The sequence below is a fragment of the Streptomyces sp. NPDC050485 genome, assembly GCF_044458185.1.
Lineage (GTDB): Bacteria > Actinomycetota > Actinomycetes > Streptomycetales > Streptomycetaceae > Streptomyces.
Genome location: NZ_JBITHR010000004.1, coordinates 79,294 through 104,274 on the forward strand (window position 1 = coordinate 79,294; position 24,981 = coordinate 104,274).

The following is a 24,981-nucleotide window of genomic DNA, read 5'->3' on the forward strand; positions in this document are numbered from 1 at the left end:
TGCCCACACCGTGCCCGCGCGCGTCGGCCGCCCCTCGGGCACCGGCCGCGGAGCTCGCACGGACACGCCGCTGACCGGGGGGAATCCCCGCCGGGCGGGCGGGATGGGGGTATTCCTTGGGGCGCGGGAGCGGGCGTGGACTCCGCCGCACTCGCGCGCCACATGAACGTACGGATGAAGGAGATCTGCGGGTGCGAGTAAGCCTTATTGCCGCCGGGGCCGTTGCCGCTGCCGGAGCCCTGCTGGGCGCGGCCACCGTCCCGGCCGGTGCCGCCGTGTCCCGATCGGTGTCCGCCAACCCCACGGGGACGGTCGCCAAGGACGGCACGGTCACCGTCTCGGGCACCTATCGCTGTTCCAAGCCGTCCGATCCCGGCCCCGTCTTCGTGTCCAGCACCGTGCGGAGGGGCTCCGTGGGGCACGGCATCGGCGGCACGGTCGCGATCTGCGACGGCGCCGACCACACCTGGGTCAACCAGGAGAATCCCTCCTTCGGGGATCCGCTGACGCCCGGACCGGCCCAGATCGAGACGACCCTGTTCCAGCTGGACACGCGCAGCGGTCTGCCGCTGCCCGTCGTCTTCGCCGCCGACCGCCACGGACTGGATCTGCGTCCCGCCGCCAACTGACGCCGTCCGGTGCCGGATCGCCGAGCGCCGCCGGTCGCGTCCGCCAGGAACGCGGGCGCGGGCGGCGGCGTTCCGATCGCTCCCCCGACGTCTGAGCGGCGTTCTGGTTGCCTCCGCAAGTGTGCGGGCGGTGAGTTTCGGACATACCTCCACGCATGGGGTGTGGAGGTGCACTCCCGCCCGGAGCAACGCGTCCCGCATGTGGGCGAGCCCACCGCCGAGAGCCCCAACACGTGTAATTCATCCGGCCGTTGCCCTGACCTGGCCGAAGATTTTCTTGATCCAGTGTCGAGATAGTAAAAGAAACGACCGAAAACGTCCTCTTTGTTTTGACTCCTGATCGGTCCGCGATGAAGGTCGCGTCTATGTCCCCTTCGTCCCGGACCGCTGCCGGCGGCCTGCTCCGCATGCGCGATTTCCGCCTCCTGCTCGCCGGGGCCGCGGCCGGCCAGGCCGGCGCCCAGGTCACCCTGGTCGCACTGCCCCTGGTGGCCGTGCTCGAACTCAAGGCGCCCGCCTTCCAGGTGGGGATGCTGACCGCCGCCGAGACCGCCGCCTTCCTGCTCATTGGGCTCCCCGCGGGCGCCTGGGTCGACCGGATGCGCAAACGGTCGCTGATGGTCCGGGCCGACGCGGTACGCGCCGTCGCCATGGCCAGTGTTCCGCTCGGTGCCGTCGCGGGCGTACTGACCATGGCCCAGCTGTACGTCGTCGCCCTGATCACCGGCGTGGCCACCGTCTTCTTCGACGTGGCCCACCAGAGCTATCTGCCCCAACTGCTGCCCAGGGAAAGCCTGGTGGCGGGCAACGGGGCGCTGGAGACGGTGCGTTCCTCGGCACAGGTGGCCGGGCCGGGTCTCGGCGGCGGCCTCGTGCAACTGGTCGGAGCGCATCTGGCGATCGTGGCCGACGCGATCGGCTACGCCGTGTCCGCCCTGTTCCTCCTGGGCATCCGGCAGCCCGAGACCAGGCCCGAGCCGGTGCCCGGCGCATCCCTGCGCAAGGACGTGGCGGAAGGCCTGCGCTTCGTGCTCGGCCACCCGCTGCTGCGCGTCATCGCGGGCACGACCGGTCTCGGCAACTTCTTCACCGCGATGCTGATGGCCACCCAGACCGTCTTCCTGGTACGCGTGCTCGACCTGGCGCCCGCCGCCGTGGGCGTGATGCTCTCGGCGTCGGCCGTGGGCGGACTCGCCGGAGCGCTCTGCGCGGGTCGGCTGGCCGGGCGGTTCGGCCAAGCGCGCATCATCTGGCTCTCGGCGCTGGTCACCGGGCCTTTCGCGCTGCTGTGGCCGCTGTCCGGCAAGGGCCCCGCCGCCGCGCTCTTCGCACTGGCCTCCGCCGTGGTCTTCTTCGGCGCGGTGGTCTACAACGTCGCCCAGGTGAGCTTCCGTCAAACGCTGTGCCCACCACGCCTGTTGGGCCGGATGAACGCCACCCTGCGCTTCCTGATGTGGGGCACCCTGCCGCTCGGCGCGCTCGTCGGCGGCGCCGTCGCGGACGGCCTCGGCGCGCGGGCAGCCCTGTGGATCTGCGCCCTCGGCTTCCTCGTCGTCCCCCTGCCGCTCCTGCTCTCCCCGCTGCGCGCCATGCGCGAACTCCCGTCCACCACGCACCCCGAGGACGATGCCCACCAGGACGCGACACCCGGCCACGACGAGCCCGCTTCCGTCGCCTGACCGCAGCCTGTCCGGTCAACGCCCTTGTTTTACACGGCAGTTCATGTTCGACCCCGATGAAAGATCCCAACCCCCGAGAGAGGATCACGTGCTTCCCAGCATCACGGGCCAGTATCTGGCCCGCTACCGGCGCCTCGGCGCGGGTGACCCCGCGGCGGGCCTACTGCCCGTCACCGGCGCCCAGCGGCGCTTCTTACTGGTGCGCTCCCTGGATCCCGCCGGCCGCGCCGACATCGTCCCGATGTTCTTCGCCTTCCCGCGCGGCACCGTCGACCCGGCACGGCTGCGGGCCGCGGCGAACCACCTGGCCGCCCGCCATCCCGCACTGCGCTCCCGGCCGTGCGTGGTGCGCGCCACGCCCGTACTGAAGCAGGGTCCGGCGGATGTGCCGCTGCACCAGGTGGCCCGCGCGCCCGGTGAGGACGCCCACGACGCGCTGCGCCGCGCCCTGGCCGGCTGGGCCGCGGACGGTCCGCCGCTGCGGCTGTTCCTCGCCCGGCCCGGCCCCGGCGCCGACGAGGAAGTCCTCGCCGTCGTCCTGGACCACACCGCCTGCGACGGCCAGTCACTCGCCCGCATCGTCGAGGAACTGGGCGCCGCCTACCGCGACAGCCTCGGCCCCGACGATCTGCCGCCCGCCGAGGCGGCCGCGGAGCTCGCGGCCTACCGGGACGCCGTCCTGCGCCAGCTCGACGCCGAAGAACGCGCGGGCTCACCCCGTGCACTGGCGTACTGGGGGGCACGGCTGCGCACCGTCCGCGAGCAGGCACCGCTGCCCGGCACGAGGCCGACCACCGCTGAACTCCCCACCGGAGCAATAGAGTTGACGCTCCCATCGCCTGCGACCGGAGTCCCCTTCCCGGTGCTGCTCGACGCCTGCCGCGCCGCGGCCGCGGTCCTCTACGGGACGGCAGCGGTGTCACCCATCGGCTACCCGTGGGGCGGACGCCCACCCGGTGCCGAGCCCGCGCTCGGCTGCTTCCTCAACACCGTGGTCTTCCCCGCCGACACGAGCCACACGGGGATGCCCGACATGACCGCCACCGAGTGGTGGGACGACCTGGACCGGGCCGACACCCCGTTCGACGAAGTGGTGCGGGCGGCCCGTTCGGGCGGCGCGCGGTGGTCGGGCCGGCTCGACGGCCTGCTCACCGTGGACGACGCCCGCCACCGCACCCCGCTCCGGCTCGGCGCCGTGGCAGGGCGCGAGGTGCACATCGACGGCAGGCAGGTGCGAGCCCCCTTCGCCGTCTCCGCCACCCAGGGCCCCGAACTCCTCCTCCGCATGGTGTGGGACCGCGCGGTCCTCGAAGACCGAGCGGCCGAAGACGCCTTCGCGGCCCTGCGCGGAGCACTGCCCGCCCCGGCCCCGGCCCGCTGAACCCAGCCGCACGATCGCGTACCCCCCCTCAACTCCCAGCATCCGGCCGTACCGCGCGATCCGCGGACCGGCCGGCGCACCGCCGCGCGGGCGCACGACCGTGCCCCGCACCCACCGACCCGACAACCCAAGGGATCGCCCATGCTTCCCCTCTCCTCCTCGCAGGAGATCGTCTGGCTGCACGAACAGGTGCAGCCGGGCAGCCGCGCCTACAACTTCACCGCCTCGCTCGACCTGTGGGGCACCCTCGACGTCGAGGCCCTGCGCAGCGGACTCGCCGCCACGCTCGCCCGGCACGCCGGTCTGCGGCTGGAACTCGTGCCGGTGGCGGGCGCGATGCCCGGCCAGCGGGTCGCCGATGTGTGCCTGCCGCGGCTGCGTACCGTGGACATCACCTGGGAAGCCGACCCGGAAGCCGCCTTCGAGGAACTGCTGCGCGCCGAGGCGGAGACCCCCCTCGACACCTTCGAGGCCCCGCTGCTGCGCTGGACGCTGGTCAAGCTCGCCGACGACCAGCACCGGCTCATCCACGTGGAACACCATCTGATCCACGACGGCCACTCCTTCGCGATCCTGCTGAACGACGTCTTCACCGTCTACCGGGCCCAAGTCCTGGGGGAAACGGCGGAGTTGGGGGCGGCGACCTCGTACGCCGACCATGTGCGCGCCCAGACGGCCGCCACCCGGGCCGACGAACAGCGCGCGAGCCTGGAGCACTGGACCGCCGAACTGCGCGACGCCTCCTACGACATGCCGCTGCCGGGTCTCGCCCGGCCCGGCGCGCGGCGCCGCCACCACGGCGGCCAGCTGCGCCAGTCGATCGGCGCGGACCTCGCCGAGCGGCTGCGCGCCCACACCCGCGAACGCGGACTGACGCCGTTCGCCACCCTGCTCGGACTCTTCGCCGAACTGCTGCGCCGGCACAGCGGACGCTCGCAGATGGTGGTCGGCACCGCCGTCGGCAACCGCCCGCGCGGCTACGAGGACGCCGTCGGCATGTTCGTCAACACCATCCCGCTGCGACTGAGCCTCGACCCTGACGCACCCGCCGAGGACACCATGGACGAGGTGACCGACACCCTCATCCGCGCGCTCCCGCACCAGGAGGTGCCGGTCCAGGAACTGACCCGCGCCCTCGGACTGCACACCTCGGGCGCCGACAACCCGCTGTTCAGCGTGATGTTCAGCGCGCACGACGCGGCCCTGCCCGAAATCGACGTGCCCGGCCTGGACATCACCCTGTTCGAGGGGTTCAACACCGGCACCACCCGCTTCGACCTCGATGTGGTGCTGCTGCCCGACGACCGGCGCGGGGTGGGCCCCCGCCACGGCGCCCCCGGGATGACGCTGGTGTGGGACTACGACGCCGACCTGTTCGGCGAGGACGTGGCGACGCTGCTCGCCGACCGGTTCCTCGGCCTGCTGCGGGCCTACCTCGACGCGCCCGCCACCGTCCTCGCCGACCTCGCGCTGCCCCCGGTGACGGACGCAGCGGCAGCCCTCCCCTCGATCGCGTCCGACCGCGACCCGCTCGACCCCGCCGCCGCGCACGACCCGTCCCGGCCCGCACTCCTGACCGGCGCCCGCATCCTCACCTACGGAGACCTGGACGCGCGGGTCGCCGCCCTCGCCCGGCGGATGCGTGACGCGGGAGTGACGGCCGGTCAGCCGGTCGCCGCGGTACTGCCGCGCGGCGCCGACTCGGTGGTGACACTGCTCGCCTGCCTGCGGACCGGTGCGGTGTACTGCCCGCTCTCGCCGTCCGACCCGCCCGCCCGCCTTGAGCTGCTGCTCGACCGGCTGGCCCCCGCGCTCGTACTCACCTCCAAGGGCAGCCCGGTCCGGATCCCCGAGGGCCTCCCCCGTGCCGACGCCGACGCCGTCACACTGCCTCCCGCACGCTCGGCGGACCCCGTGCCGGGAGCGGCGTACATCATCCACACCTCCGGCTCGACCGGCATACCCAAGCCGGTCGCGGTCGGCCGGGCCGCCCTGGAGAACCATCTGACCGGTGCGGCCGAGCGGTTCGCGCTCGCGGTCGGCGACCGGGTGCTCCTGTTCGCCCAGCCGTCGTTCGACGTCGCCCTCGAAGAGGTCCTGCCGTCGCTGTACGCGGGCGCCTGCCTGGTCGCACCCGAGCCGGACGTGCCCACCGGCGGCGAGCTGGCGGAGCTCCTGGCCGCCGCCCGGGTCACCGTCGCCAACCTGCCCACCAGCTACTTCCTCGCCGCCCGCGAGGACCTGCGGCCGGTGATCGAGGAGGGCCGCTGGACGCCGAGGCTGCTCGTGCTCGGCGGCGAACGCATCCCGGCCGACGCGATGCGCACCTTCCTCGCCGACACCGGAGCAGGCACCGACACGGGGTTCTCCGTACTCAACGTGTACGGCGTGACCGAAGCGGCCATCAGCTCCACCGTGCACGAGATCACCCCGGACAGCCTGGTGGAAGGGGCGGAGATCCCGCTCGGCAGCGAGCTGCCCGGCGAGCGGGTCCACGTCCTGGACGCGAGCCTGCGACCCCTGCCCACCGGCGCGGTCGGTGAACTGGCCGTCGCGGGGGCCGGGTTGGCCGAGGGGTACGTCGGCAACCCCGAGGCCACCGCGGCCCGCTTCGTCACGATCGACGCGCTCGGCGGCGAGCGCGTCTACCTCACCGGCGACCTCGGCTATCGCGGCCGGGACGGGCTGCTGCGCTTCCTGGGCCGCCGGGACAACCAGATCAAGCTGCGCGGCTACCGCATCGAACTCGAAGAGGTGGAGGCCGCCGCCTCGGCCGCGCTCGGCGGCCGGTCCTGCGCCGTCGTCCTCGACCGGGAAGCGGCCGGCGGCCCCCGCCTCGTCGGCTTCCGCGAGCGCGCCGGTGAAGTCGAGGAGTGGGACGAGCAGGCGCTGCACACCGAGCTGAGCCGCCGCCTGCCCGGCGCGCTCGTGCCCGGACGCTGGGTGCTCCTCGACACCATGCCGACCCTGCCCGGCGGCAAGCCGAACCGGGTGGCCTTGGCTCGCACGGCCGCCGAACTCGCACCCGCCGCCCCGGCCGAGGCAGCGGCCACGGCGACGGTTACCGCGCTGCCGGACGACCCCGCGGTAGCGCTGCTCGCCGAGGGCTGGCGCGAGGTGCTCGGTCACGACCGCATCGAGGAGAGCTCGCACTTCTTCCACATCGGCGGACACTCGCTGCTGGCCGCACAGCTCGCGGCCTGGCTGGAACCGCGACTCGGCGACCGCCCGTCGCTGCGCCTGTTCTTCCAGAACCCCGTCCTCGCCGACCAGGCCCGCGCGCTCGCCGGAACCGCCACCCCCGTCCTCGCCGCCGCATCGACCACGCCGAAGGAGTCGTGATGAGCGAACAGTTGATGGACCGTCAGATCGCTACTCTCAGCGTCCTGCACGGCGCGCCCCTTCCCGAGGCCGCCGAGCCCGGGGTGCTCTCCCGCTACGAGGAGTGGGTACGCCGCTCGCCCCAGGCTCCCGCGCTGATCGACGGGGAGTGTCGCTGGACCTACGAGCAACTCGACCGCGCGGCCGACGAGGTCGCCCAGGTACTGGCCGACCGGGTGCGGCCCGGCGACCTGGTCGGGGTGTGCCTGGACCGCTCGGCCGCCCTGGTGGCCACCGCGATCGCGCTGGCCCGGATCGGGGCGGTCTACCTGCCGCTCGGCCCGCGCCCGGGGGAGCGCCGCATCGCCGCCGTCACCGAAGACATCGGCGTCGTATGCCTCATAGGCGACCCCGAGCTTCTGACGAATCGTCATGAAGGTGTCGAACACGTCGAGTTGCCGCTTCCGCGCGAAGGTGTGAACGCCGCCGCCTCCGTCGTCGCGGCCTTCGCCCCCGTCCCGCCGGGCGCGCGGACGGCCCCGCCCGAGGCGCTGTACGCCGTGCTCACCTCCGGCTCCACCGGCCGCCCCAAAGCGGTCGCCGTCGCCGAGCCGGCCCTGGCCGCCCTCCTCGACTGGTACCGCGCGGAGACCGGGCTCGCCCCCGGCGACCGGCAGTCCCTGCTCATCGGCGTCGCCTTCGACCCGCACCTGCTGGAGCTGTGGGCCGGTCTGACCTCCGGCGCCGCGCTCATGCCCGCACCGGACGAGGTCCGCTGGGACCCGGCCGCGCTCACCGACTGGTGGCGCGAAGCCGCCGTGACGTGCGTCGTCTCGGCCACCCCCATGGTCGAACCGCTCCTGGACCGGCCCTGGCCGCAGGATCTGAAGCTCCGTCACCTCATGGTCGGCGGCGACCGGATGCGCCGCCGCCCCGGCCCCGACGTGACCGCCACCGTCCACAACGCCTACGGCCCGGCCGAGGCCACCGTCGTCACCACCACCCACGCCATGCGGGCGGGCGACCCCGACGTGAACGTCGACGCCGCGCCGCCCATCGGCCTCCCGATCGCGGGCGCGACCGTGGCCGTCACCGACGAGGACGGCACCCTTCTGCCGCGCGGCGAGGACGGCGAACTGCGCATCGGCGGCACCGGCCTGGCCCTCGGCTACCTCGACCCGGACCTGACCGCACGGCGCTTCACCGCCCCGCCGCGCGAACTGCCGGGCGTGGACCGCATGTACCGCACCGGCGACCGGGTGCGCATGCTGGACGACGGGCGGCTGGTGTTCCTCGGCCGCCTGGACGACCAGGTGAAGATCAGCGGAGTGCGCATCGAACCGGCCGAGGTCGAGGCCGCGTTCGAGCAGAACCCGGCGGTCCGCAGCGCCGTGGTCACCGCCCCCCGCGACACCGAGGGCCGTGCCCGGCTCGTCGCGCACGTACTGCCGTCCGCCGGTGCCGCGCCCGCCGCGGACGACCTGCTGGCCGGTGTACGGGCCTGGCTCCCCGAGCAGGCGGTGCCCTCCGCCGTGCGGATCGTGGCCGCCTTCCCGCTGGACGCCAACGGCAAGGTGGACCGGGCCGCGCTCCTCAAGCAGACCGAGACCGAGACCGCCACCGGTTCTGCTTCGGTGGGTGACCTGCCGGAGGGCGCGAGCGCGAGCGAGCGGCTCGTCCTTGCCACGGTCCGCGACCTGCTCGGCCGCCCCGGGACCGCTCTGGACGAGAACTTCACCGACGCCGGAGGCACGTCCCTGCTCGCGGCCCGGCTCCTGGAAGTGCTGGAGAAGGAGGCCCAAGTCAGGCTGCGTGCACCGGAGTTGCTGCGACAGCCCGACCTGAGGGCGATCGCCGCCGTACTCGACAAGCGCCGCACCGCCGCACGAACCGAGGCGGTCTGACATGACGCGCTCCCCGCAGCCCCTCTTCGGCCACCGGAAGGAAACCGCCGTGCCCGTCACCCGGACCGGCCTGCCCGCCCTGGTGGCGCGGCACGCCGAGCAGACCCCGCACGCCCTCGCGGTGGCGGACGGCGACACCACACTGACGTACGCCCAGCTCGTCTCCGCCGCCCGCCGCCTGGCCTCGTACCTGCACGAGAAGGGGGTACGCCCGGGTGACTCCGTGGCGCTGCTGATGCCCCGCTCGGCCAGGACCGTCGTCGCGCAGCTCGCCCTGTGGTGGGCGGGCGCGGCCTGCGTGCCGCTCGACCCGGCGCATCCGAGGCCGCGCACCGAGGCGATGCTCGCCGACTCCGGCGCCACCCTGACCGTCGGCGACAGCAAACTGCTCGAAACGGCCGGGGGGACGGGCGCCACCCTGGCACTGCCCGGCGACGCGCAGCTGACGTGCGCGGAGATGTCCACTGGGGGGCCCGGCCCCGACGACACCGCGTTCATCATGTTCACCTCCGGCTCCACCGGACGCCCCAAGGGCGTGGCCGTCCCACACGGCGCCATCGCCCACCTCGTCAGCGACCCGGCCTATGTCACTGTCACCGCGCGCGACCGGGTGCTGCTGCACTCACCGGCGACGTTCGACGCCTCGACGTTCGAGGTGTGGTCGGCGCTCGCCAACGGTGCGGCCGTCGTGGTGTGCACCACCGAACGGCCCTCGTTCGAGGACCTGGCCAAGGACGTGGAGCGGCACGGCGTCACCGTCGCGTTCTTCACCACCGCCCTCTTCCACCAGCTCGCCGCCCGCCGCTCCCGCGTCTTCACACTGCTGCGCACGGTCGTCGTGGGTGGCGAAGCCATGGCGGCCCAGCACGCCCGCGCGGTGCTGCGCGCGTTCCCCTGGATCGAGCTGGTCAACGGCTACGGTCCGACCGAGACGACCACGTTCGCCACCGCCCACCGGGTCACCGACGCCGACTGCGACGGACCGGTGCCCATCGGCCGGCCCGTCGCCGGGGCGACCGCCCACATCCTCGACGAGGCGGGACTGCCGGTCACCGCCGGCGGGCGCGGCGAACTGTGGATCGGCGGCACCCGGCTCGCCCACGGATACACCGGGCAGCCGGAGTTGACCGCGGAACGCTTTGTCGACCACCCCTCGCTCGGCCGCGTCTACCGCACCGGCGACCTCGTCTCGGCCCGCCCGGACGGCGTCCTCGACTTCCACGGCCGCACCGACGACCAGGTCAAGGTGCGCGGCTTCCGCATCGAACCGGGGGAGATCGAGCATGTGCTCCGCGAACAGCCGGAGGTGGACGACGCGGCCGTCACGGTGCGCCGCCCCACCCCCGATGACGCCCGCCTGGCCGCCTTCGTGGTCGCGGCACCGGGACCGGTGCCCCACTCCGATGCGCTGCTTGCCCGCCTCACCGCCCTGCTGCCCGCACAGCTCGTCCCGGACGAGCTGACCCTTGTCGACCGCCTCCCGCTCACCCCGTCCGGCAAGGTGGACCGCCGGGCGCTCGCCGACCTCGGCGCCGCGGCCGCATCCGGCGCCGCCGAGCCGCTCACCCCGCTCCAGCAGGCCGTCGCCGACGTGTGGAGCCGCTCCCTTGGCTGTGAAGTGGCCCGGCCCGACGCCGACTTCCTCGAACTCGGCGGCCACTCCCTGCTCGCCCTCGTCGTCACCGAAGAGCTGCGCGAGGACCTCGGCGTCGAACTGTCCCTCGCCGACTTCTTCACCGCCCCCACGGTGGCCGGACACGCCGCACTGGTCGAGCGCGCCCTGCTCGCCGCCCACACCGATCTGCGTCCCGACGCGCCCGAGGACACCAATGGCCACTGACACCGCCGCCCTCCAGGAAGAACTGCTGCGCAGAGCCCGAGCCCGAGCCGCCGGACGAACGGCCACCCCGGTGCCCGCCCCGGCCCGCGACCTCGGCCCCGCCCCGCTCTCGCACGCCCAGCGCCGCATGTGGCTCATGGAACGGCTCGGCCGGAGCAGCGCCCAGTACAGCGTGCCGTTCGCCACCCGGCTGCACGGCCCGCTCGACGTGTCCGCCCTCGGCACGGCGCTCACCGCGCTGGTACGCCGCCACGAGATCCTGCGCACTCGCTACGGCCGGCACGGCGAAGAGCCGTACCAGGAGCCCGTGCCCGCACCGGAGACGATCGCCGTGAAGGTGGTCGAGACCCAGGGTGACGGCGCCGACCTTCTGACCGAGGAGGCCCGTCGGCCGTTCGACCTCGCGGCGGGCACCGTCCCGCGCGCCCTCGTGCTGCGGCATGGACCGCAGGACCACACCGTATTGCTGACGTTCCATCACATAGCCATCGACGGCGGCTCGTTGGAGACCGTCGCCGAGGAACTCGCCGAACTGTACGGGGCCGCCGCGGACGGCCGCCCCTGTGTCCAGCCGGAGCCGCCGCAGTACGCCGACTTCGCGCGCCGCGAGCACACGGACGCGGGCCGCCTCGATGAGGGCCTCGCCCACTGGACCCGCCGCCTCGCCGGAGCCACCCCGCCGCGACTGCCCCGGCCCGCCGCCGTACCCGTCGACGCGGCCGAGCACCCGGCGGCCACCCGCACGGCCCCGCTTGGTGCGCAGGTGCTGCCCGCGCTGCGCGAGCTGGGACGGCAGCACCGCGCGACGGTGTTCACCGTCGCGCTCGCCGCCGCGTTCGCCGCGCTGCACCGGCTCACCGGCGAGGACGACCTCGTCATCGGCTGCGCTGCCACCCACCGCGAGGGACAGGCCATGCGCGGCCTGGTCGGGCTGTGCGTCAACACCCTTCCCGTGCGCGTGGACCTGTCCGGCGACCCCGCGTTCGCCACCCTCGTGGAGCGCGTCCGCGATGCGCTCCTGGACGCGCAGCAGCACCGAGAGGTGCCGTTCGACCTGATCCTGGAACGCCTCGGCGCCACCGCCCGGGGCGACGATGGCACGGCCCTGGTCCGCGTCACCTCGGACGTCCTGGGGGAGCCGACCGCGCTGCGGCTGCCCGGCCTGCGGGCGCGCCCGGTCGAAGTGGGCGTCGGCGAGGCCAAGTTCGACCTGACCTTCGCCCTGATGGATACGGATGCTCCCGCGAGCCTGGTCCAGTACGGGCGTACGGCCCTGGCCGACGAGACCGGCCGGAGCCTCGGGGCGAGCTTCGCCGAGCTGCTGACCGCCGTCGCGGCCGACCCCGCGATCCGGCTGTCCCGGCTGCCCGGCGAGGCGTCGCGACCGGCGCACGACGCGGCACACCCGGCCGAAGCCCACCTCCGGGCCCACCCCGATGTGGCCGACGCACATGTGCCGGACCTGGGCGAGGGGCCTCTGCTCGCCTACGCCGTGCTGCGCCGGACCGGCGGCCCGTCGCCGGCCCGGCTCCGCGCCCAGCTGCGCAAGACGCTGGTGCGTGAACTGGTCCCAGCCGCCGTCACCCTGCTCGACGCGATGCCGCGCACCGCCGACGGAACGGTGGACGCCGCCCGCCTGCCCGGGGCGCCGGTTCCCACGCCGCCCAGGAGCCGCCGCATCGAAGCGGTCACGGCGGCCTTCGCGGGTCTCCTCGGCCGGAGCCCCGCCCCGGACGACGACTTCTTCGCGCTCGGCGGACACTCGCTGGCCGCCGTCCAACTCGCCGAACGCCTGCGGACCGCACACAAGGTGCCGATGACCGGCCTTGACATCCTGCAGTCCCGTACACCACGAGCCGTCGCGGCCCTCCTGGACGCGCGCGAGGCAGAGCGGTCGGCGGCCGTCGCCGCGGCACCGCCGCCGGTCGCACGTCCGCGCCGGGCCCGTGCGGGCACGGTCCTGGTGACCGGCGGCACCGGCGGCGTCGGCGCGTTCGTGCTGCGCGAACTGGCCGCCCGGGGACGGCCGGTGCTCGCGCTGGCCCGCCCGGAGTCGGCCCACCTGGTGGCCGCCGACGGCATCGAGGTCATCGAGGGCGACCTGAGCGACCCGGACAGCCTGCGCGCGGCGGTCGAGAACGCCGACGCGGTGATCCATGCCGCCTGCACCTTCACCCGCCCCGAGGTGGACATCGCGGCGATGGAGGCGATGGTCGACGCCTGGCGCGGCGGCCCCTTCGTCTTCGTCAGCAGTGTCGACGCATACGGCCACCCGTCGACCGCGCGGGTCGCCGAGGAGGCGCCGTCCCAGCAGCCGTTGAGCGCGTACGGCCAGGCCAAGCTCGACTGCGAGCGGCTCCTGCTGCGGGCGGCCCGCACCGGGGGGCGGGGCGGCGCCAGCGCCGTACGCTCGCCCATCGTGTGGGGCGCCCACGACCGGCTGCGCGACCAACTGCGCTGGGGCGCGACGGGGTTGCTCTACCAGGCCGCCCTGAACGGCAGGCCCATCAGCCTCCCGGCCCCCGGTACCGGCGGCCACGACTGGTACGGCGCGCCCTGGGTGCACGCCGCCGCCCTGGCCCGCGCCGTGACCAGCTGCCTCGACGCACCGGTCCACGGCGTGGCCAACGCGGTCAGCGGACATGTGGCCTGGCCCGACCTGACAACGGAGCTGCTGGCCCTGCTCCGCAGCGACAGCACCGTCACGCTGGACGACGCGGTGCACCCGGACCTGAACCACCGCTGGCACTACCGCGCGGACCGCCTGTCCGCGGCCCTGCGCCCCCGGCCGGGCGAGGACCTGCACGCGGTACTCGCGGCGATGATCACGCCTGAGGGTTCCTGAGCACCCGGGCACCAGGTCCGTACCCGGGTACTGAGTCGTGTACGCCGCCGGATGCGTCCGCAGACCTTGCGGGCACATCCGGTCCGTCCCCGCCGATGAGTTTCGGGACCGGCCCCGGTCTCTCCTCCTGAAGGCCGACTGGCGGCCTCACCCCCTTCACGGAGGAGCCCACCATGTCCGAGGCCACCACGACTGTCGCACCCACGTATGCGGACACCGCAGCCGTTCCCCGGAACCGCCGTGCCACCGTGGCGATGGCGACCGTACGGATCGTGCTCGCGCTGTTCTACGGCATCGCCAGCGCCCTGCCGAAGCTGCTCGCCCTGTCCGCGGCCACTTCGGTCTTCGACCGGATGGGCTGGGGCAGTGCCGGGATGTATGCCATCGGCGCGCTGGAACTCGCGGGCGCCGTAGCGCTGTTGATCCCCGCGCTGTCCAGCCTGGCCGCCCTGTCCCTGGTCGCGCTCATGGCGGGCGCGTTCGTCACCCAGATCCTCGTCATGGACGGCCAGAACGCCGCCACACCGCTGATCCTCATGGTGCCGCTGCTCGCCGTCGCCTGGCACGGCAGGGCCCGCCTGGCAGAACTCCCGCAGCTCATCCGCACGCGGGGTTGAACCGCGCAACCCCGCACCTCAGCGGCTGCCGCCCGGGCCACGGGGCCGGGCGGCAGCGCGGAACTCGCCCGGCGTCATACCCGTGCACCGCCGGAAGAACTTGGTGAAGTTCGCCGCGTCGTCGAAACCGAGGCGTGCGGCGCAGCGCGCGGCGGGCAGCTCTCCGTGGACCAGGAGGCGCTTGGCCTCCAGGGCGACGCGCCGGTCGATGAACTCCTTCGCCCCGATGCCCGTCGCGGCGAGGGTGACCCGGGCCAGGGTGCGCGGCGCGTAGCCGAGCGCGCGGGCATAGTCGGAGACCTGGCGCAGCCGGACGAAGTCGCGCTCCACCGCCGCCCGGAACCGGGCGAACACGGTGTCCGTCGTCGGAAGCCCGGCGCGATCGTCCACCGGCAGCAGCCGGGTCACCAGGACGGCGAGCAGCTGCCGGAGCACCTCGGCGCGCGCTCCGGCGGGCGCGTCCGCACCGTCGGTGAACTCCGCACCCAGGTGATCCAGCGCCCGCTCCGCGAGCCGGGGCCGCCCGGGTGTCCAGCACACCGGGCCGAAGACGTCCTCGGCGGCCGTGTGGGCGAGAGTGCCGGGTGAAAGGAAGTCCGGCTGGAACAACACCAGTTGGCCGGTGAGTTCCTCGACACCGTCGAGTTGGTGCACCAGGCCGGGGCGAATCCAGAACACACTGCCCGGACCGAGCGGGTGGCGGGTGAAGTCCACGGTGTGATGGCCGCAGCCACCCCGCACCATCGCCAGCACATGGAACTCGGGGCGCTGCGGTGCCGCCCTGCGTGACGCCGGCCCCAGTGCCCTCAGCCGCGCGAACGACATCACTTCCACGCCCAGCGGCCCGTCCTGCGGGCTGCGGTAGGCGACGCTGCGAATGGGCTGGGCCCGCTGCGGTGTCGGGCGAGGCTGTCCGTTTTTCACCATGACAGGTCCCGAGCGTACCTGGCCGCCGTACGTGCACTCGGCGAGGCTTCATACAGCCGCCGACCTGGATCCACGTGAGGCCCCATCTCACGGGCGGGAGGCGGAAGTCGACCAGCTCTCCAGGAGGACGGCCATGTCCAAGGCGAAGATCGGCACCAGTCTGATCCACCATGCGGACACCGGAGGCGACGGCCCGGCCGTGGTCTTCAGCCACGGCAACCTGATGGACGCCGACATGTGGCAACCACACATCAAGCGGCTCGCCCCCGCGTACCGGTGTGTCGCCTGGGACGCGCGGCTGCACGGCCGGACCCAGGACGACGGGGCCCCGTACACCTACTGGGAATCGGCAGCCGACCTGCTCGCCCTGCTCGATGAGCTGCGCATCGAACGCGCCCACCTCGTCGGCCACTCCCAAGGCGGCTTCACCTCGCTGCGCGCCGCACTGCTCGCCCCCACACGCGTCGCCTCGCTCACCCTGATCGACACGGCCGCCGTGCGCTGGCCGCCCGAGGCACTCGCCGACATGGCCGCCGTACGGGACGGGTTGCGCACACACGGCCCGGACACCGTCGGCCCCGCACTGCTCGAACTGCTCCTGGGAGTACCCGAGTTGTACCCGGAGTGGCTCGCGAAGTGGCGGCGTCAGCCGAACGGACGACTGGCGGACGCGGTCGGCGTGCTGATGGCCGTGGACGACCTCACCGCCCGCCTCGGCGAAGTCCGGGCCCCGGCGCTGGTCGTGCACGGCACGGACGACCGGCCCATACCGCCCGCCGCGGGCCGGGCACTGGCGGCGGCCCTCCCCGCAGCGACCTTCGTGCCGGTCCCCGGCGCGGGCCACACTCCGCCCCTGACTCATGTGGAGATGGTGCACGAGCCGCTGCTGGAGCTGCTCAACTCGGTTGTCCTTTAGGCGAGTTGACTATCGACGGCAGGTGAAGATGCCCCAGCGGAGCTGATCCCGGCGGCAGGCTTCCACCCACCGGGGCAGATTCTCCAGCAGGCTCTCCAGATAGGCCGGGCTGATGAGGTCACGGAGTTCCGTGGCCCGTCGCCGGGTCTCCTCGGTGAGCCGGAGGTAATGGGTGAGCAGCTGATCGCTGAAATCATCGAACTCGACGTGGCTCAGCCCGAGTTCGGCCAGCTCCCGACGGTAGAAGGACGGAGTGGCGAACGCCTCCACGCCCAGCCGGGCCACCACCGGCCGCAGCGCCTCGGGTGGTGTGGCATCGGCCGCCATGAGATCGGTGAAGACGAGCGCGCCCTGCGGCTTGAGGACGCGAACGGCTTCGCTGAGCAGGCGCTTACGGTCGCCGCTGTGGCAGAACGCCTCCTGAGACCACACCACGTCGAACTGCTCGGCAGGGTAGGGAATGTCCTGGAAGGAGCCGGTGACGACCTCGATGAGCCCGTCCAGACCGCGCTCGGCGTTGGTCTTGCGGTGCCGGTCGTTCTGCCCGTCACTGATGTTGAGCGCGACGACCCGGCAGCCGAACTCGCCGGCCAGATGGCGGGCGGGACCGCCGTATCCGGACCCCAGATCCAGCACGGTGGAGTCCGGGCCGAGCCGTTCGGCGATCTTCGCCGCCGCCGTTTCCACGGTGCGCCGGGAGGCGTCGGCGACCGGCTCACGCTCGTGGGCGTAGATCCCGGTGTGGATGTCCTCGCCGCCCCAGACCGCGGCGTAGAAACCGTCGACGTCACTCGTGTCGTAGTAGCGTCGCGCCGCCTCGGCGGCACCGGCCGTGCTCTCATGGCTCATTGCTGCTGCCCCTGCTCGTTCGTTCGCCCGTATCGGAATCCGCCCGCGCGGAGATCCCGTACGTGACGTTAGCCGGGTGACACGGAGGGATCAGCAGGGCGAATTCGGCCACGGAACGCGGTCGTGCGCGGCGTGCGTACAGTGGTCGGCCGACCACTGGTCGGCAGCCCCGTGCGGCCGGCCCTCATTCAGCAGCCAGGAGTTCCCGTGTCCTCAACGCAGCAGCCCCATACGCACATCCCCATGAGGCGCACGGTCACCGCGGCTGGGGCGCTGGCGCTCCCGGTGGTGCTGCTCGCGCTGCAGATCGCCGTCGGCTCGCCCGTTCAGGCGCGGACGCCTGCCGCGGTACGGGGCGGGCACACCGCCGCCGCCCAGCCCGCCGCGCACGGCCCGAAGGCGCCCCTCGCGGCCACCGTCACCGAGGGGCAGGTCAGGGAGGTCGCTCCCGGCGGCGTCATCACCTACCCGAGTGTGACCAGCTGTCTCACCGTGACCGTGCGCCTGCGCGACGGAGGTCTGGCCGGCGCGCACGCCAGCCTGTTCCAAGTCCCCGGCGAGCTACGCTCCGACGAGATACTGCCCGCCCTGAAGTCTCTGGTCGGCGGTCGGCCGGTGAGCGCGATCGAGGTCAAGGGGGCGGTCGGCGCCTGGCATCCGGGCTACTTCACGAAGGCCATCGAGAGCTATGGCGACGGGGAAGCGGTGCCGGTCCCGAACGGCCGGGACTTCGAGGGGCTCGCGCGGGCGGTGGCCGACGGGCTCGGTCGTGCGCGGCACATCGTGACGGTCCAGGACGTCCCGGACGGCGACCAGATAGTCCGCTGACTCGTGCCCCGGACGCGGCCGACGCCGTCAACCCGCGTCCGGGGCGCCGTCGTCGGATGCGGTCGCGTCCGCGCACAGCACCTCCACCCGCTGTACGAGGTTGTTGCCGAAGCCGCCGCGGTTCCAACGCTGGGTCAGAGGCTGGGAGTTGCCCTCGGCGTCGGTGGCCCGGACGCTCAGGACATGGGCGCCGGGCGTCGCCGTCCAGGGTGCCTGCCAGTGCCGCCAGGCCCAGTCGTGGCCGTCCGGTGCGGCGAGTTCGGCCTCGTACCAGTCGTGCCCGTCGTCCGTGCTCACCTCGACCCGGGCGATGGGGGCCCAGCCGGACCAGGCCCGGCCCTCCAGGCGCTGCGGTCCGGGCCGTACGACACGGGTGCGGGACATGAAGTCCGGGAAGCCGGGCGGGATCATCAGCGCCCGAGGGGCGATCCGGGTCACCGGCTCGCCCGGTTCCTGCGCCAACTGCCGGTAACGGTAGGCCACTTGCTGCTGGAAACCCGTGAACCGGGAGTCGATGACGGCGATTTCGCGCAGCCACTTCACGTGTGCCATGCCGTACCACCCGGGGACCACGAGCCGCAGCGGGTGGCCGTGCTGCGGCGGCAGCGGAGCGCCGTTCATCGCATAGGCCACGAGGACCTCGGGATCGCTGCCGGTGGCCACCTCCAGCGGCAGGCTTCGCCGGTAGTCCTGTTCGACGCCGCGTTCCAGGCCGTGGTCGGCGCCGGTGCAGACCACCTCGACGGCGTCCGGCGCCACGCCGCTCTCGGCGAGGAGGGTGCGCAGCGGTACGCCCGTCCACTCGGCGGTGCCGACCGCCTCGACGAGCCAGGGCTGGCTCACCGGCCTCGGTGTGAGCCGGGCCCGGCCGTTGCCCGCGCATTCCATCGTCACCCGGTGGGTGACGGCCGGGAAGGACCGCAGTGCCGCCATGTCGAGTGTCAGCGGGGTACTCACCCGGCCACACAGGGTGAGCGCCCATGTGGTGGCGTCCGTGGCCGGGATGTCGTAGTGGACGAGTACGTAGTGCAGTCCCGCAGGGGTGATGTCGTGGCGCAGACACTCCAGGGGCAGCCCGTGATTGCGGGTCGCGAGCGCCAGTTCCTCGGGGCTGATGCCCTCGGCGGGCTCGGCGAGACGCCCCGGTGGACTGATGTCACCGATGCGACGGTCCATGACCCCATGGTCCCGCCGGCGCCGGATCCCCGCACTTCACCGCCAGGGACCGGTCGGTACGGGTCGGGACCGGTCAGCGATTGCGCGCCCACAGGTGCGGCGGGACGCTTGAAGGGTCAGCCCTGTGGCATCCGATTGCGCTTGCGGCCCATGACGGTGCCGGGGTACCGGCGCGCGCGTGACCACCGGCGGCCCAGCAGGGGAAGTGCCGGGCGGGATACGGACCGTACCGTGCCCTCTGCAAGGAGATCGCCATGGACGGCACGACGCTGGAGGCGATGCGGACCGTGCTGCGCGGCCCGGTCATCGGCCCGCAGGACCCGGAGTACGACCGGGCCCGCACGATCTACAACGCGATGATCGATCGGAAACCGGGCGCTGTCGTGCGGTGCACGGACGCCGCCGATGTCATCGACGCGGTCGACTTCGTCAGGGATCACGGTCTCGAACTCGCGGTACGGGGCGGCGGGCACAGCGGCGCCGGTCTGTGCCTGGTGGACGACGGCGTCACCCTCGACCTGTCGCCGATGCGCTGGGCACGCGTCGACCCCGTGACCGAAACCGCCCAGGTCGGTGGCGGAAGCCTGCTCAGCGACCTCGACCACGCCGCCCACGGCTTCGGCCTCGCCACCCCCGCCGGCATCATGTCGACGACGGGCGTCGCAGGTCTCACGCTCGGCGGTGGACACGGCCACCTCACCCGCAAGTACGGCCTGAGCGTGGACAACCTGCTGGCCGCGGACGTGGTGCTCGCCAATGGCAGCTTCGTCACCGCGAGCGAGCGGGACAACCCCGACCTGTTCTGGGCGTTGCGCGGCGGCGGAGGGAACTTCGGCGTCGTCACCTCCTTCACCTTCCGGCTGCACCCCGTGCACACCGTGGTGCTCGGGGTGACCCTGTGGACCCTGGACCGCCTCGGTGACGTCCTGCGGTGGTACCGCGACTTCCTGCCACAGGCGCCCAACGACCTGAACGGCTTCTTCGCCGAGCTGGTCGTTCCGCCCGAGCCGCCGTTCCCCGACGAGATCCACGGGCACAAGATGTGCGGCATCGTATGGTGCTGGACGGGCGATCCGAACGCCGCCGACAAGACCTTCGAGCCGGTCAACGAACCGGGCCCGCCGGCCTTCCACTTCGCGACACCGATGCCCTACCCCATGCTGCAGGCCATGTTCGACGACCTGATCCCCGCCGGCCTGCAGTGGTACTGGCGAGGGGACTTCTTCGACCGGATCACGGACGCTGCCATCGACGTGCACGCCAAGTACGCGGAAGCCATCCCCACCGGCCTGTCGACGATGCACCTCTACCCGGTCGACGGCGCCGCGCACCGCGTCCACCAGAAGGACACGGCCTGGGCCTACCGGGACGCCGTCTGGTCCGGAATCATCGGCGGCGTCGACCCCGATCCGGCCAACGCCGAAACCGTCCGCCAGTGGTGTGTCGACTACTGGGGCGAGCTGCACCCGCACTCCATGGGCGGTGGGTACGTGAACTTCATCGGCGCGGGGGAGGGCCAGGACCGCGTCAGGGCCACCTACCGCGACCACTACGACCGCCTCGCCGCGATCAAGCGGGTCTACGACCCGAAGAACCTGTTCCACGCCAACCAGAACATCGAGCCCGCCGCGTAGCAGCGGGAGGGGCCGGGTCCGGGGGACGCCCGGCCCCATCGGCTTCGCCTCAGCGCAGCGTTGTCGGAGGAAGGAATTCGCGAGGCGCTTCACGGTGCCACCACGCTCCCGTCCTGCGGAGCTCCTGCCAGGTGGTGAAGCGGTAGCGCCAGATGCGGGCACGGACGAATACCGGCGGGGTGTCGGGAAACGGATTGTGCCGCAGCAGGCGCAGTGTGTCGCGGTCGTTGACCAGCAGCCGTTCGACGAAAGCGCCGAACCAGGAGAATCCGTACGCCGGTGAAAGCGCCACGAACCACAGCAGCCAATCGAGCCGCAGATGATAGGGCGCGAACTGGCGCGGCAGCCGCCGCACATCACCCGGCTTCCCATGGAATTCGTATTCCAGCCAGACCGTTTCAGGGGTGATCTCCTCGTCCGCCGTTCCTTCGATGACCACCTCGCGGCGGACGCGCGTGACGCTGCCGAAGGCCCCGTAGGAATTCACCAGATGCAGGGACTCGTACGTCGTGTTCATGCGCTGGTGGTGGGAGAGGAGATTGCGGGCCGGGCGGATGCTGAGCACCAGCACGAGGAGGGTGACCGCCAGGACCAGGACTTCATACCAGAGCGGAGGGCCGGGCAGCGAACGCGGACCGGTGACGAGCGAGCTGTCCAGGGAAGAGACGGCGAGGACGATCGTCAGCCAGTTCAGCCAGGCGAAATTGCCGGAGAGCACCAGCCACAGCTGAGTGCAGATGACGAGGGAGCCCGCGACGCTCGCCACCGGCTGCGGGGTGAACAGGGCGATGGGGACGACGAGTTGGACGAAGTGGTTCGCCGCGACTTCCACGCGGTGCAGCGGCTTGGGGAGGTGGTGGAAGAACCAGCTCAGCGGTCCGGGCATCGGCTGGGTCTCGTGGTGGTAGTACAGACAGGTCAGATCGCGCCAGCACGGATCGCCGCGCAGCTTGATCAGGCCGGCGCCGAACTCGACGCGGAACAGCACCCAGCGCAGCAGCCACAGCAGCAGCACCGGCGGGGCGACCTCGTCGTTGCCGAGGAAGACCGCGAGGAAACCGGCCTCCAGGAGAAGCGACTCCCAGCCGAATCCGTACCACGTCTGACCCACGTTGACGATGGACAGATACAGCGCCCAGAGCAGCGCCCAGAACAGCATCGCCGCCCACAGCGGCACGGCGTCCGCCGCCCCCGCCACGACGGCCCCGGCCAGCACGGCGCCCGACCAGGCGCAGGACGCGAAGAGCCGGTCCGAGTAGCGCAGCTGAAAGAGGCTGGGCGCGTCGCGGAACGGCACCCGACGGACGAACTCGGGCACCGGCAGCATCCCACCCTCACCGATCAGGGCCCGGAACTGGAGGGCCGCCGCGAGGAAGGCCACCAGGTAGACGGCGGCCAGGGACCGTTGCAACACCAGTCGGCTCAGCCAGTACGCCGACGACGAGAACCACTCCACGGCGGGGAACCTCCTGGTCACAGCGGGCGGTCGGGGGAGGCCCGGGTCGGTGCGGCCCGTTCCCGTCCTCGCTCGCCGTCGGGGGCACCGGCAAGGTTGGCGTCATCTTCGTAGTGGGTATCGAGGGGCCAAGTCGAGTCGGCCGACGGGCCCTTCACCCGCTCGCGCCAGAACCGTGATCATCGGAGGAGTGGGGACCGCGCACGGTCGTCATCGAGTCAGGAGCGGGCGACGACCGGGCCCCGGGTGCGGCCGCATCGCGCGATCTAGACTCCGCGGATGACCATCGATCCTCTTCTGCTCACCGTGCTCGGGTCCGCGACGCCGTACCCGAGCACGGACAATCCCTGCTCCGGCTATCTGGTGTCCTGCGGCGCCACCCAGCTATGGGTGGACGCGGGCACTGGGACCCTGGCGCAGCTGCAACAGCACGTCTCCCTGGGCGACTTGGACGCCGTCTGGATCTCGCATCTGCACGCGGATCACAGCGCCGACCTGCTCACCGCCTACTACGGGCTGCTCTTCGCCGATGTGCGCAGAGCCACGCCGCTCCCGCTGTTCGGGCCGCCGGGCATCGCCGACAGGCTGGCGCACTTCCTCACCAACGGCCCGAGCCGGAGCCCGGTCGAATCGGCCTTCGCCGTCCATGAACTGCACGACGGGCACAGTGCGCGGGTCGGTGCGCTCACGCTGACCAGCCGGGCGGTGGCGCACGGCATACCGGCCTTCGCGGTACGGATCGAAGCGGCCGCCGGGTCGCTGGTGTACTCGGGGGACACGGCCCCCTGCGCCGCTCTCACGCGACTGGCCGAGGGCTGTGACGCGCTGCTGTGCGAGGCCGAGAGCGCGCAGCGGCCGGCCGAGGGGGAGCAGGTGCACCACACCCCCGAGGACACCGGCGACACGGCCGGCGCCGCTCGGGCGAGCCGGCTGATCGTCACGCACGTCGGCCGCTTCCTCACACCGCGGGAAGCCGTTGCGCGTGCCTCGGCCCGCTACGGCGGGCCGGTCGACCACGCGGCGCCCGGAGCCACCTTCTCGATCGGGCGGGCCGGGACGTGAGGGACCTGAAGGACTGAGAGCCCGTGTCTGACCCGCGGACCCGGGCGGGTTGGGACACAGGCTCTGAGGCATCCGCTCGGCCAGTGGGCCCGCCGCCCGGTGCGGGGAGGTGCGTGGGCGGCGGGAGTGTGCGGCCGGTCAGACGTTGACGCCGTAGTCGGAGGCGATACCGGCGAGTCCGGACGCGTAACCCTGGCCGACGGCGCGGAACTTCCATTCGGCGCCGTGCCGGTAGAGCTCGCCGAAGACCATCGCGGTCTCCGTGGACGCGTCCTCGCTGAGGTCGTAGCGGGCCAGTTCGCTGCCGCCCGCCTGATTGATCACGCGGATGTAGGCGTTGCTCACCTGGCCGAAGCTCTGGCCACGGGCATGGGCGTCGTGGATGGAGACCGGGAAGACGATCTTCGCCACCTGGCCGGGGACGGTGGTGAGGTCGATGTTGATCGTCTCGTCGTCGCCCTCGCCCTCGCCGGTGAGGTTGTCACCGGTGTGCTGGACGGAACCGTCCGGGCTGGTCAGGTTGTTGTAGAAGACGAAGTGGCTGTCGGAGAGCACCTTGCCGCTCGCGCCGCACAGCAGCGCGCTGGCGTCGAGGTCGTGGTCCGTGCCGGTCGTCGTCCGCACGTCCCAGCCCAGGCCGACCGTGACGGCCGTCAGCCCGGGGGCTTCCTTGCTCAGCGAGACATTGCCGCCCTTGGCCAGGCTCACGCCCATGTTCTTCCTCCGTGATGGTGCGGTCGGGATCCGTCGTTCGTTGAGAACGCCCGGCAGGACACTATGGTTCCCCGGTTGCGCAATCCCTGAAGTGTTGGATCGTGGCTCACCCTGTGGTCGTCGGCGGGGGTTCCGGGTCGGATGTGTGCCGTGCCGCCGCTATGTGCTCGCGGAGATGGGGCAGGATGCCGCGTTCCAGCAGGGCCCGGCGCCACAGGTCGTAGGCTCGCGCAGCCTCCGGATCCGGGGCGGGCCCGGCCTGGGCCGCAGGGCGGTTGCGGGCCGCGGTGATCAGCAGCGCGGCCAGGCCGGGCAGCGCGCTGAGGGCGGCGAGGCCCGTGAACATCCAGCCCGAGTTCCGCAGCGCCCGCGCCAGGTGCGGGTGGAAGCCCACCAGTTGCAGGGCGCACCCGATGAGCAGGAACAGGACGGCGGCCATGGCGGCCAGGACCGGGGTGAGAACGGCCAGTACGGCGAGCAGGCCGCCGCGCTCCGGCTCGGGATCCGCCGATGCGTCATCCGGGCCCGGGTGCACCTCGGTCCGCGCCTGGGCGGTGGTGGCCGCGCGGAGGAAGGCCCGGTGTTCCGCGGCAGCCGCTGCCGCGATGGAGCCGAGTTCCCGCAGGGCCCGGACGCGCAGCTGTTCGGCGTCGATCACTGCGGCCACCGGCCGCAGGAGTCGCCTGATCTCCCGTGATTCCAGGGCGAGTTGGAGGAGACGTGCGAACTCCTCCGCGTCTTGCGTACGCAGCCCGTCGGAACGGTTCATGTCTCCCTCGGTGTGTGTTGTGCCCACATGTGTACGGATGTGAGACGGCCAGGGCCGGTGGAGGTTCCGTGCGGCGCGGGTGATGGACCTCACCATAGTTCAATTATTGCGCAACCTTTAAAGTGACAGCGTGGATACGGAGATTGAGGCGCACAAGGAAGTCGCGGTGCTGTCGGGCGGCCCCGCGGACGGACTGCGGATCTATGTCGAGGGCCGACCGCCGGTGGTTCAGGTGACGTACCCCTGCGAGCTGGAGGCGCCGGTGCCGGGCGTCCGTGCCGAGGCGCTGTACGTCTACCGCCGCGACCACCGCAGCCGCGAGGAGCCTTTGCGGTACGGATTCGACATCGCCAGCCCCTGAGAGCCTGACCGCTCCGCCGGGATCGTCTCCGGCCGGGCCGTCTCCCGCCGGGCCGGGCCGGGTTGTCGGGCGG

19 protein-coding genes are annotated in these 24,981 nt (G+C 72.6%); 13 read left to right on the top strand and 6 right to left on the bottom strand.

All coding sequences use genetic code 11. The features are described from left to right. Nucleotides 1-191: 191 nt before the first annotated feature. The 8 genes from ACIBK6_RS09640 (at nt 192) to ACIBK6_RS09675 (ending at nt 14,216) form a co-directional block, all read left to right on the top strand. A complete protein-coding gene (locus ACIBK6_RS09640) occupies nt 192-629 on the top strand; it encodes a DUF6299 family protein (protein WP_399050318.1) in 438 nt (145 codons plus the stop codon). A gap of 365 nt (nt 630-994) precedes the next feature. Beyond that, nucleotides 995-2,308 carry an MFS transporter gene (locus ACIBK6_RS09645; protein ID WP_399050319.1) on the top strand — a complete coding sequence of 438 codons (1,314 nt, stop codon included), beginning with the start codon at nt 995-997 and terminating at the stop codon, nt 2,306-2,308. Nucleotides 2,309-2,396: 88 nt separating this feature from the next. Beyond that, nucleotides 2,397-3,689, top strand: coding sequence for a condensation domain-containing protein (locus ACIBK6_RS09650; protein WP_399050321.1), 1,293 nt, complete (start codon nt 2,397-2,399; stop codon nt 3,687-3,689). A 141-nt stretch (nt 3,690-3,830) separates the two neighbouring features. Continuing rightward, nucleotides 3,831-7,031, top strand: coding sequence for an amino acid adenylation domain-containing protein (locus ACIBK6_RS09655; RefSeq protein ID WP_399050322.1), 3,201 nt, complete (start codon nt 3,831-3,833; stop codon nt 7,029-7,031). Next, nucleotides 7,031-8,914 carry a non-ribosomal peptide synthetase gene (locus ACIBK6_RS09660; protein WP_399050323.1) on the top strand — a complete coding sequence of 628 codons (1,884 nt, stop codon included), beginning with the start codon at nt 7,031-7,033 and terminating at the stop codon, nt 8,912-8,914. Before ACIBK6_RS09655 ends, ACIBK6_RS09660 begins: the two co-directional genes overlap by 1 nt. 1 nt (nt 8,915) lies before the next feature. Continuing rightward, a complete protein-coding gene (locus ACIBK6_RS09665; protein WP_399050324.1) occupies nt 8,916-10,754 on the top strand; it encodes an amino acid adenylation domain-containing protein in 1,839 nt (612 codons plus the stop codon). Next, nucleotides 10,744-13,599, top strand: coding sequence for a condensation domain-containing protein (locus ACIBK6_RS09670; protein WP_399050326.1), 2,856 nt, complete (start codon nt 10,744-10,746; stop codon nt 13,597-13,599). Before ACIBK6_RS09665 ends, ACIBK6_RS09670 begins: the two co-directional genes overlap by 11 nt. A 173-nt stretch (nt 13,600-13,772) precedes the next feature. Then, nucleotides 13,773-14,216: a DoxX family protein gene (locus ACIBK6_RS09675; protein WP_399050328.1), complete on the top strand. Its 444-nt coding sequence runs from the start codon at nt 13,773-13,775 to the stop codon at nt 14,214-14,216. Between the two features lie 18 nt (nt 14,217-14,234). Here ACIBK6_RS09675 and ACIBK6_RS09680 read toward each other — a convergent pair whose 3' ends face one another. Then, nucleotides 14,235-15,143: a helix-turn-helix domain-containing protein gene (locus ACIBK6_RS09680; protein WP_399050330.1), complete on the bottom strand. Its 909-nt coding sequence runs from the start codon at nt 15,141-15,143 to the stop codon at nt 14,235-14,237. 133 nt (nt 15,144-15,276) lie between these two features. Between ACIBK6_RS09680 and ACIBK6_RS09685 the strand changes: the two genes are divergently transcribed. Then, nucleotides 15,277-16,059 (top strand): alpha/beta fold hydrolase, encoded by a 783-nt coding sequence (locus ACIBK6_RS09685; RefSeq protein ID WP_399050331.1) that lies wholly within the window; start codon nt 15,277-15,279, stop codon nt 16,057-16,059. A gap of 9 nt (nt 16,060-16,068) precedes the next feature. On the opposite strand, the gene ACIBK6_RS09690 is transcribed toward ACIBK6_RS09685, so the two are convergent. Then, on the bottom strand, nt 16,069-16,908 hold the full coding sequence (locus ACIBK6_RS09690) for an SAM-dependent methyltransferase (protein WP_399050333.1): 840 nt from the start codon (nt 16,906-16,908) through the stop codon (nt 16,069-16,071). A gap of 243 nt (nt 16,909-17,151) precedes the next feature. Here ACIBK6_RS09690 and ACIBK6_RS09695 point away from each other — a divergent pair, with 243 nt between their 5' ends. Further along, a complete protein-coding gene (locus ACIBK6_RS09695) occupies nt 17,152-17,736 on the top strand; it encodes a hypothetical protein (RefSeq protein WP_399050334.1) in 585 nt (194 codons plus the stop codon). Between the two features lie 27 nt (nt 17,737-17,763). Here the strand turns inward: ACIBK6_RS09695 and ACIBK6_RS09700 are convergent, their stop codons facing one another. Beyond that, nucleotides 17,764-18,912 (bottom strand): sulfite oxidase, encoded by a 1,149-nt coding sequence (locus ACIBK6_RS09700; RefSeq protein ID WP_399050336.1) that lies wholly within the window; start codon nt 18,910-18,912, stop codon nt 17,764-17,766. 254 nt (nt 18,913-19,166) lie between these two features. Between ACIBK6_RS09700 and ACIBK6_RS09705 the strand changes: the two genes are divergently transcribed. After that, nucleotides 19,167-20,546 carry an FAD-binding oxidoreductase gene (locus ACIBK6_RS09705; RefSeq protein WP_399050337.1) on the top strand — a complete coding sequence of 460 codons (1,380 nt, stop codon included), beginning with the start codon at nt 19,167-19,169 and terminating at the stop codon, nt 20,544-20,546. A 49-nt stretch (nt 20,547-20,595) separates the two neighbouring features. On the opposite strand, the gene ACIBK6_RS09710 is transcribed toward ACIBK6_RS09705, so the two are convergent. After that, a complete protein-coding gene (locus ACIBK6_RS09710; RefSeq protein ID WP_399050339.1) occupies nt 20,596-22,002 on the bottom strand; it encodes a lipase maturation factor family protein in 1,407 nt (468 codons plus the stop codon). A gap of 279 nt (nt 22,003-22,281) precedes the next feature. Here ACIBK6_RS09710 and ACIBK6_RS09715 point away from each other — a divergent pair, with 279 nt between their 5' ends. Further along, complete coding sequence (locus ACIBK6_RS09715; protein WP_399050341.1) at nt 22,282-23,064, top strand: MBL fold metallo-hydrolase; 783 nt, start codon at nt 22,282-22,284, stop codon at nt 23,062-23,064. Nucleotides 23,065-23,202: 138 nt separating this feature from the next. On the opposite strand, the gene ACIBK6_RS09720 is transcribed toward ACIBK6_RS09715, so the two are convergent. Together ACIBK6_RS09720 and ACIBK6_RS09725 are read right to left on the bottom strand one after the other, a co-directional pair. Beyond that, on the bottom strand, nt 23,203-23,778 hold the full coding sequence (locus tag ACIBK6_RS09720; protein WP_399050342.1) for a TerD family protein: 576 nt from the start codon (nt 23,776-23,778) through the stop codon (nt 23,203-23,205). Nucleotides 23,779-23,884: 106 nt separating this feature from the next. Beyond that, nucleotides 23,885-24,547, bottom strand: a complete 663-nt coding sequence (locus tag ACIBK6_RS09725) for a hypothetical protein (protein WP_399050343.1) — start codon at nt 24,545-24,547, stop codon at nt 23,885-23,887. Between the two features lie 130 nt (nt 24,548-24,677). Between ACIBK6_RS09725 and ACIBK6_RS09730 the strand changes: the two genes are divergently transcribed. Next, nucleotides 24,678-24,908, top strand: a complete 231-nt coding sequence (locus ACIBK6_RS09730) for a hypothetical protein (protein WP_399050345.1) — start codon at nt 24,678-24,680, stop codon at nt 24,906-24,908. Nucleotides 24,909-24,981: the final 73 nt, after the last annotated feature.

What these genes read in the sequence shown, in the direction of transcription:
- ACIBK6_RS09645 (WP_399050319.1), top strand. Translation starts at nt 995, where the DNA reads ATGTCCCCTTCGTCCCGGACCGCTGCCGGCGGCCTGCTCCGCATGCGC.
- ACIBK6_RS09655 (WP_399050322.1), top strand. Translation starts at nt 3,831, where the DNA reads ATGCTTCCCCTCTCCTCCTCGCAGGAGATCGTCTGGCTGCACGAACAG.
- ACIBK6_RS09660 (WP_399050323.1), top strand. Translation starts at nt 7,031, where the DNA reads ATGAGCGAACAGTTGATGGACCGTCAGATCGCTACTCTCAGCGTCCTG.
- ACIBK6_RS09665 (WP_399050324.1), top strand. Translation starts at nt 8,916, where the DNA reads ATGACGCGCTCCCCGCAGCCCCTCTTCGGCCACCGGAAGGAAACCGCC.
- ACIBK6_RS09670 (WP_399050326.1), top strand. Translation starts at nt 10,744, where the DNA reads ATGGCCACTGACACCGCCGCCCTCCAGGAAGAACTGCTGCGCAGAGCC.
- ACIBK6_RS09675 (WP_399050328.1), top strand. Translation starts at nt 13,773, where the DNA reads ATGTCCGAGGCCACCACGACTGTCGCACCCACGTATGCGGACACCGCA.
- ACIBK6_RS09680 (WP_399050330.1), bottom strand. Translation starts at nt 15,143, where the DNA reads ATGGTGAAAAACGGACAGCCTCGCCCGACACCGCAGCGGGCCCAGCCC.
- ACIBK6_RS09685 (WP_399050331.1), top strand. Translation starts at nt 15,277, where the DNA reads ATGTCCAAGGCGAAGATCGGCACCAGTCTGATCCACCATGCGGACACC.
- ACIBK6_RS09690 (WP_399050333.1), bottom strand. Translation starts at nt 16,908, where the DNA reads ATGAGCCATGAGAGCACGGCCGGTGCCGCCGAGGCGGCGCGACGCTAC.
- ACIBK6_RS09695 (WP_399050334.1), top strand. Translation starts at nt 17,152, where the DNA reads ATGAGGCGCACGGTCACCGCGGCTGGGGCGCTGGCGCTCCCGGTGGTG.
- ACIBK6_RS09700 (WP_399050336.1), bottom strand. Translation starts at nt 18,912, where the DNA reads ATGGACCGTCGCATCGGTGACATCAGTCCACCGGGGCGTCTCGCCGAG.
- ACIBK6_RS09705 (WP_399050337.1), top strand. Translation starts at nt 19,167, where the DNA reads ATGGACGGCACGACGCTGGAGGCGATGCGGACCGTGCTGCGCGGCCCG.
- ACIBK6_RS09715 (WP_399050341.1), top strand. Translation starts at nt 22,282, where the DNA reads ATGACCATCGATCCTCTTCTGCTCACCGTGCTCGGGTCCGCGACGCCG.
- ACIBK6_RS09720 (WP_399050342.1), bottom strand. Translation starts at nt 23,778, where the DNA reads ATGGGCGTGAGCCTGGCCAAGGGCGGCAATGTCTCGCTGAGCAAGGAA.
- ACIBK6_RS09725 (WP_399050343.1), bottom strand. Translation starts at nt 24,547, where the DNA reads ATGAACCGTTCCGACGGGCTGCGTACGCAAGACGCGGAGGAGTTCGCA.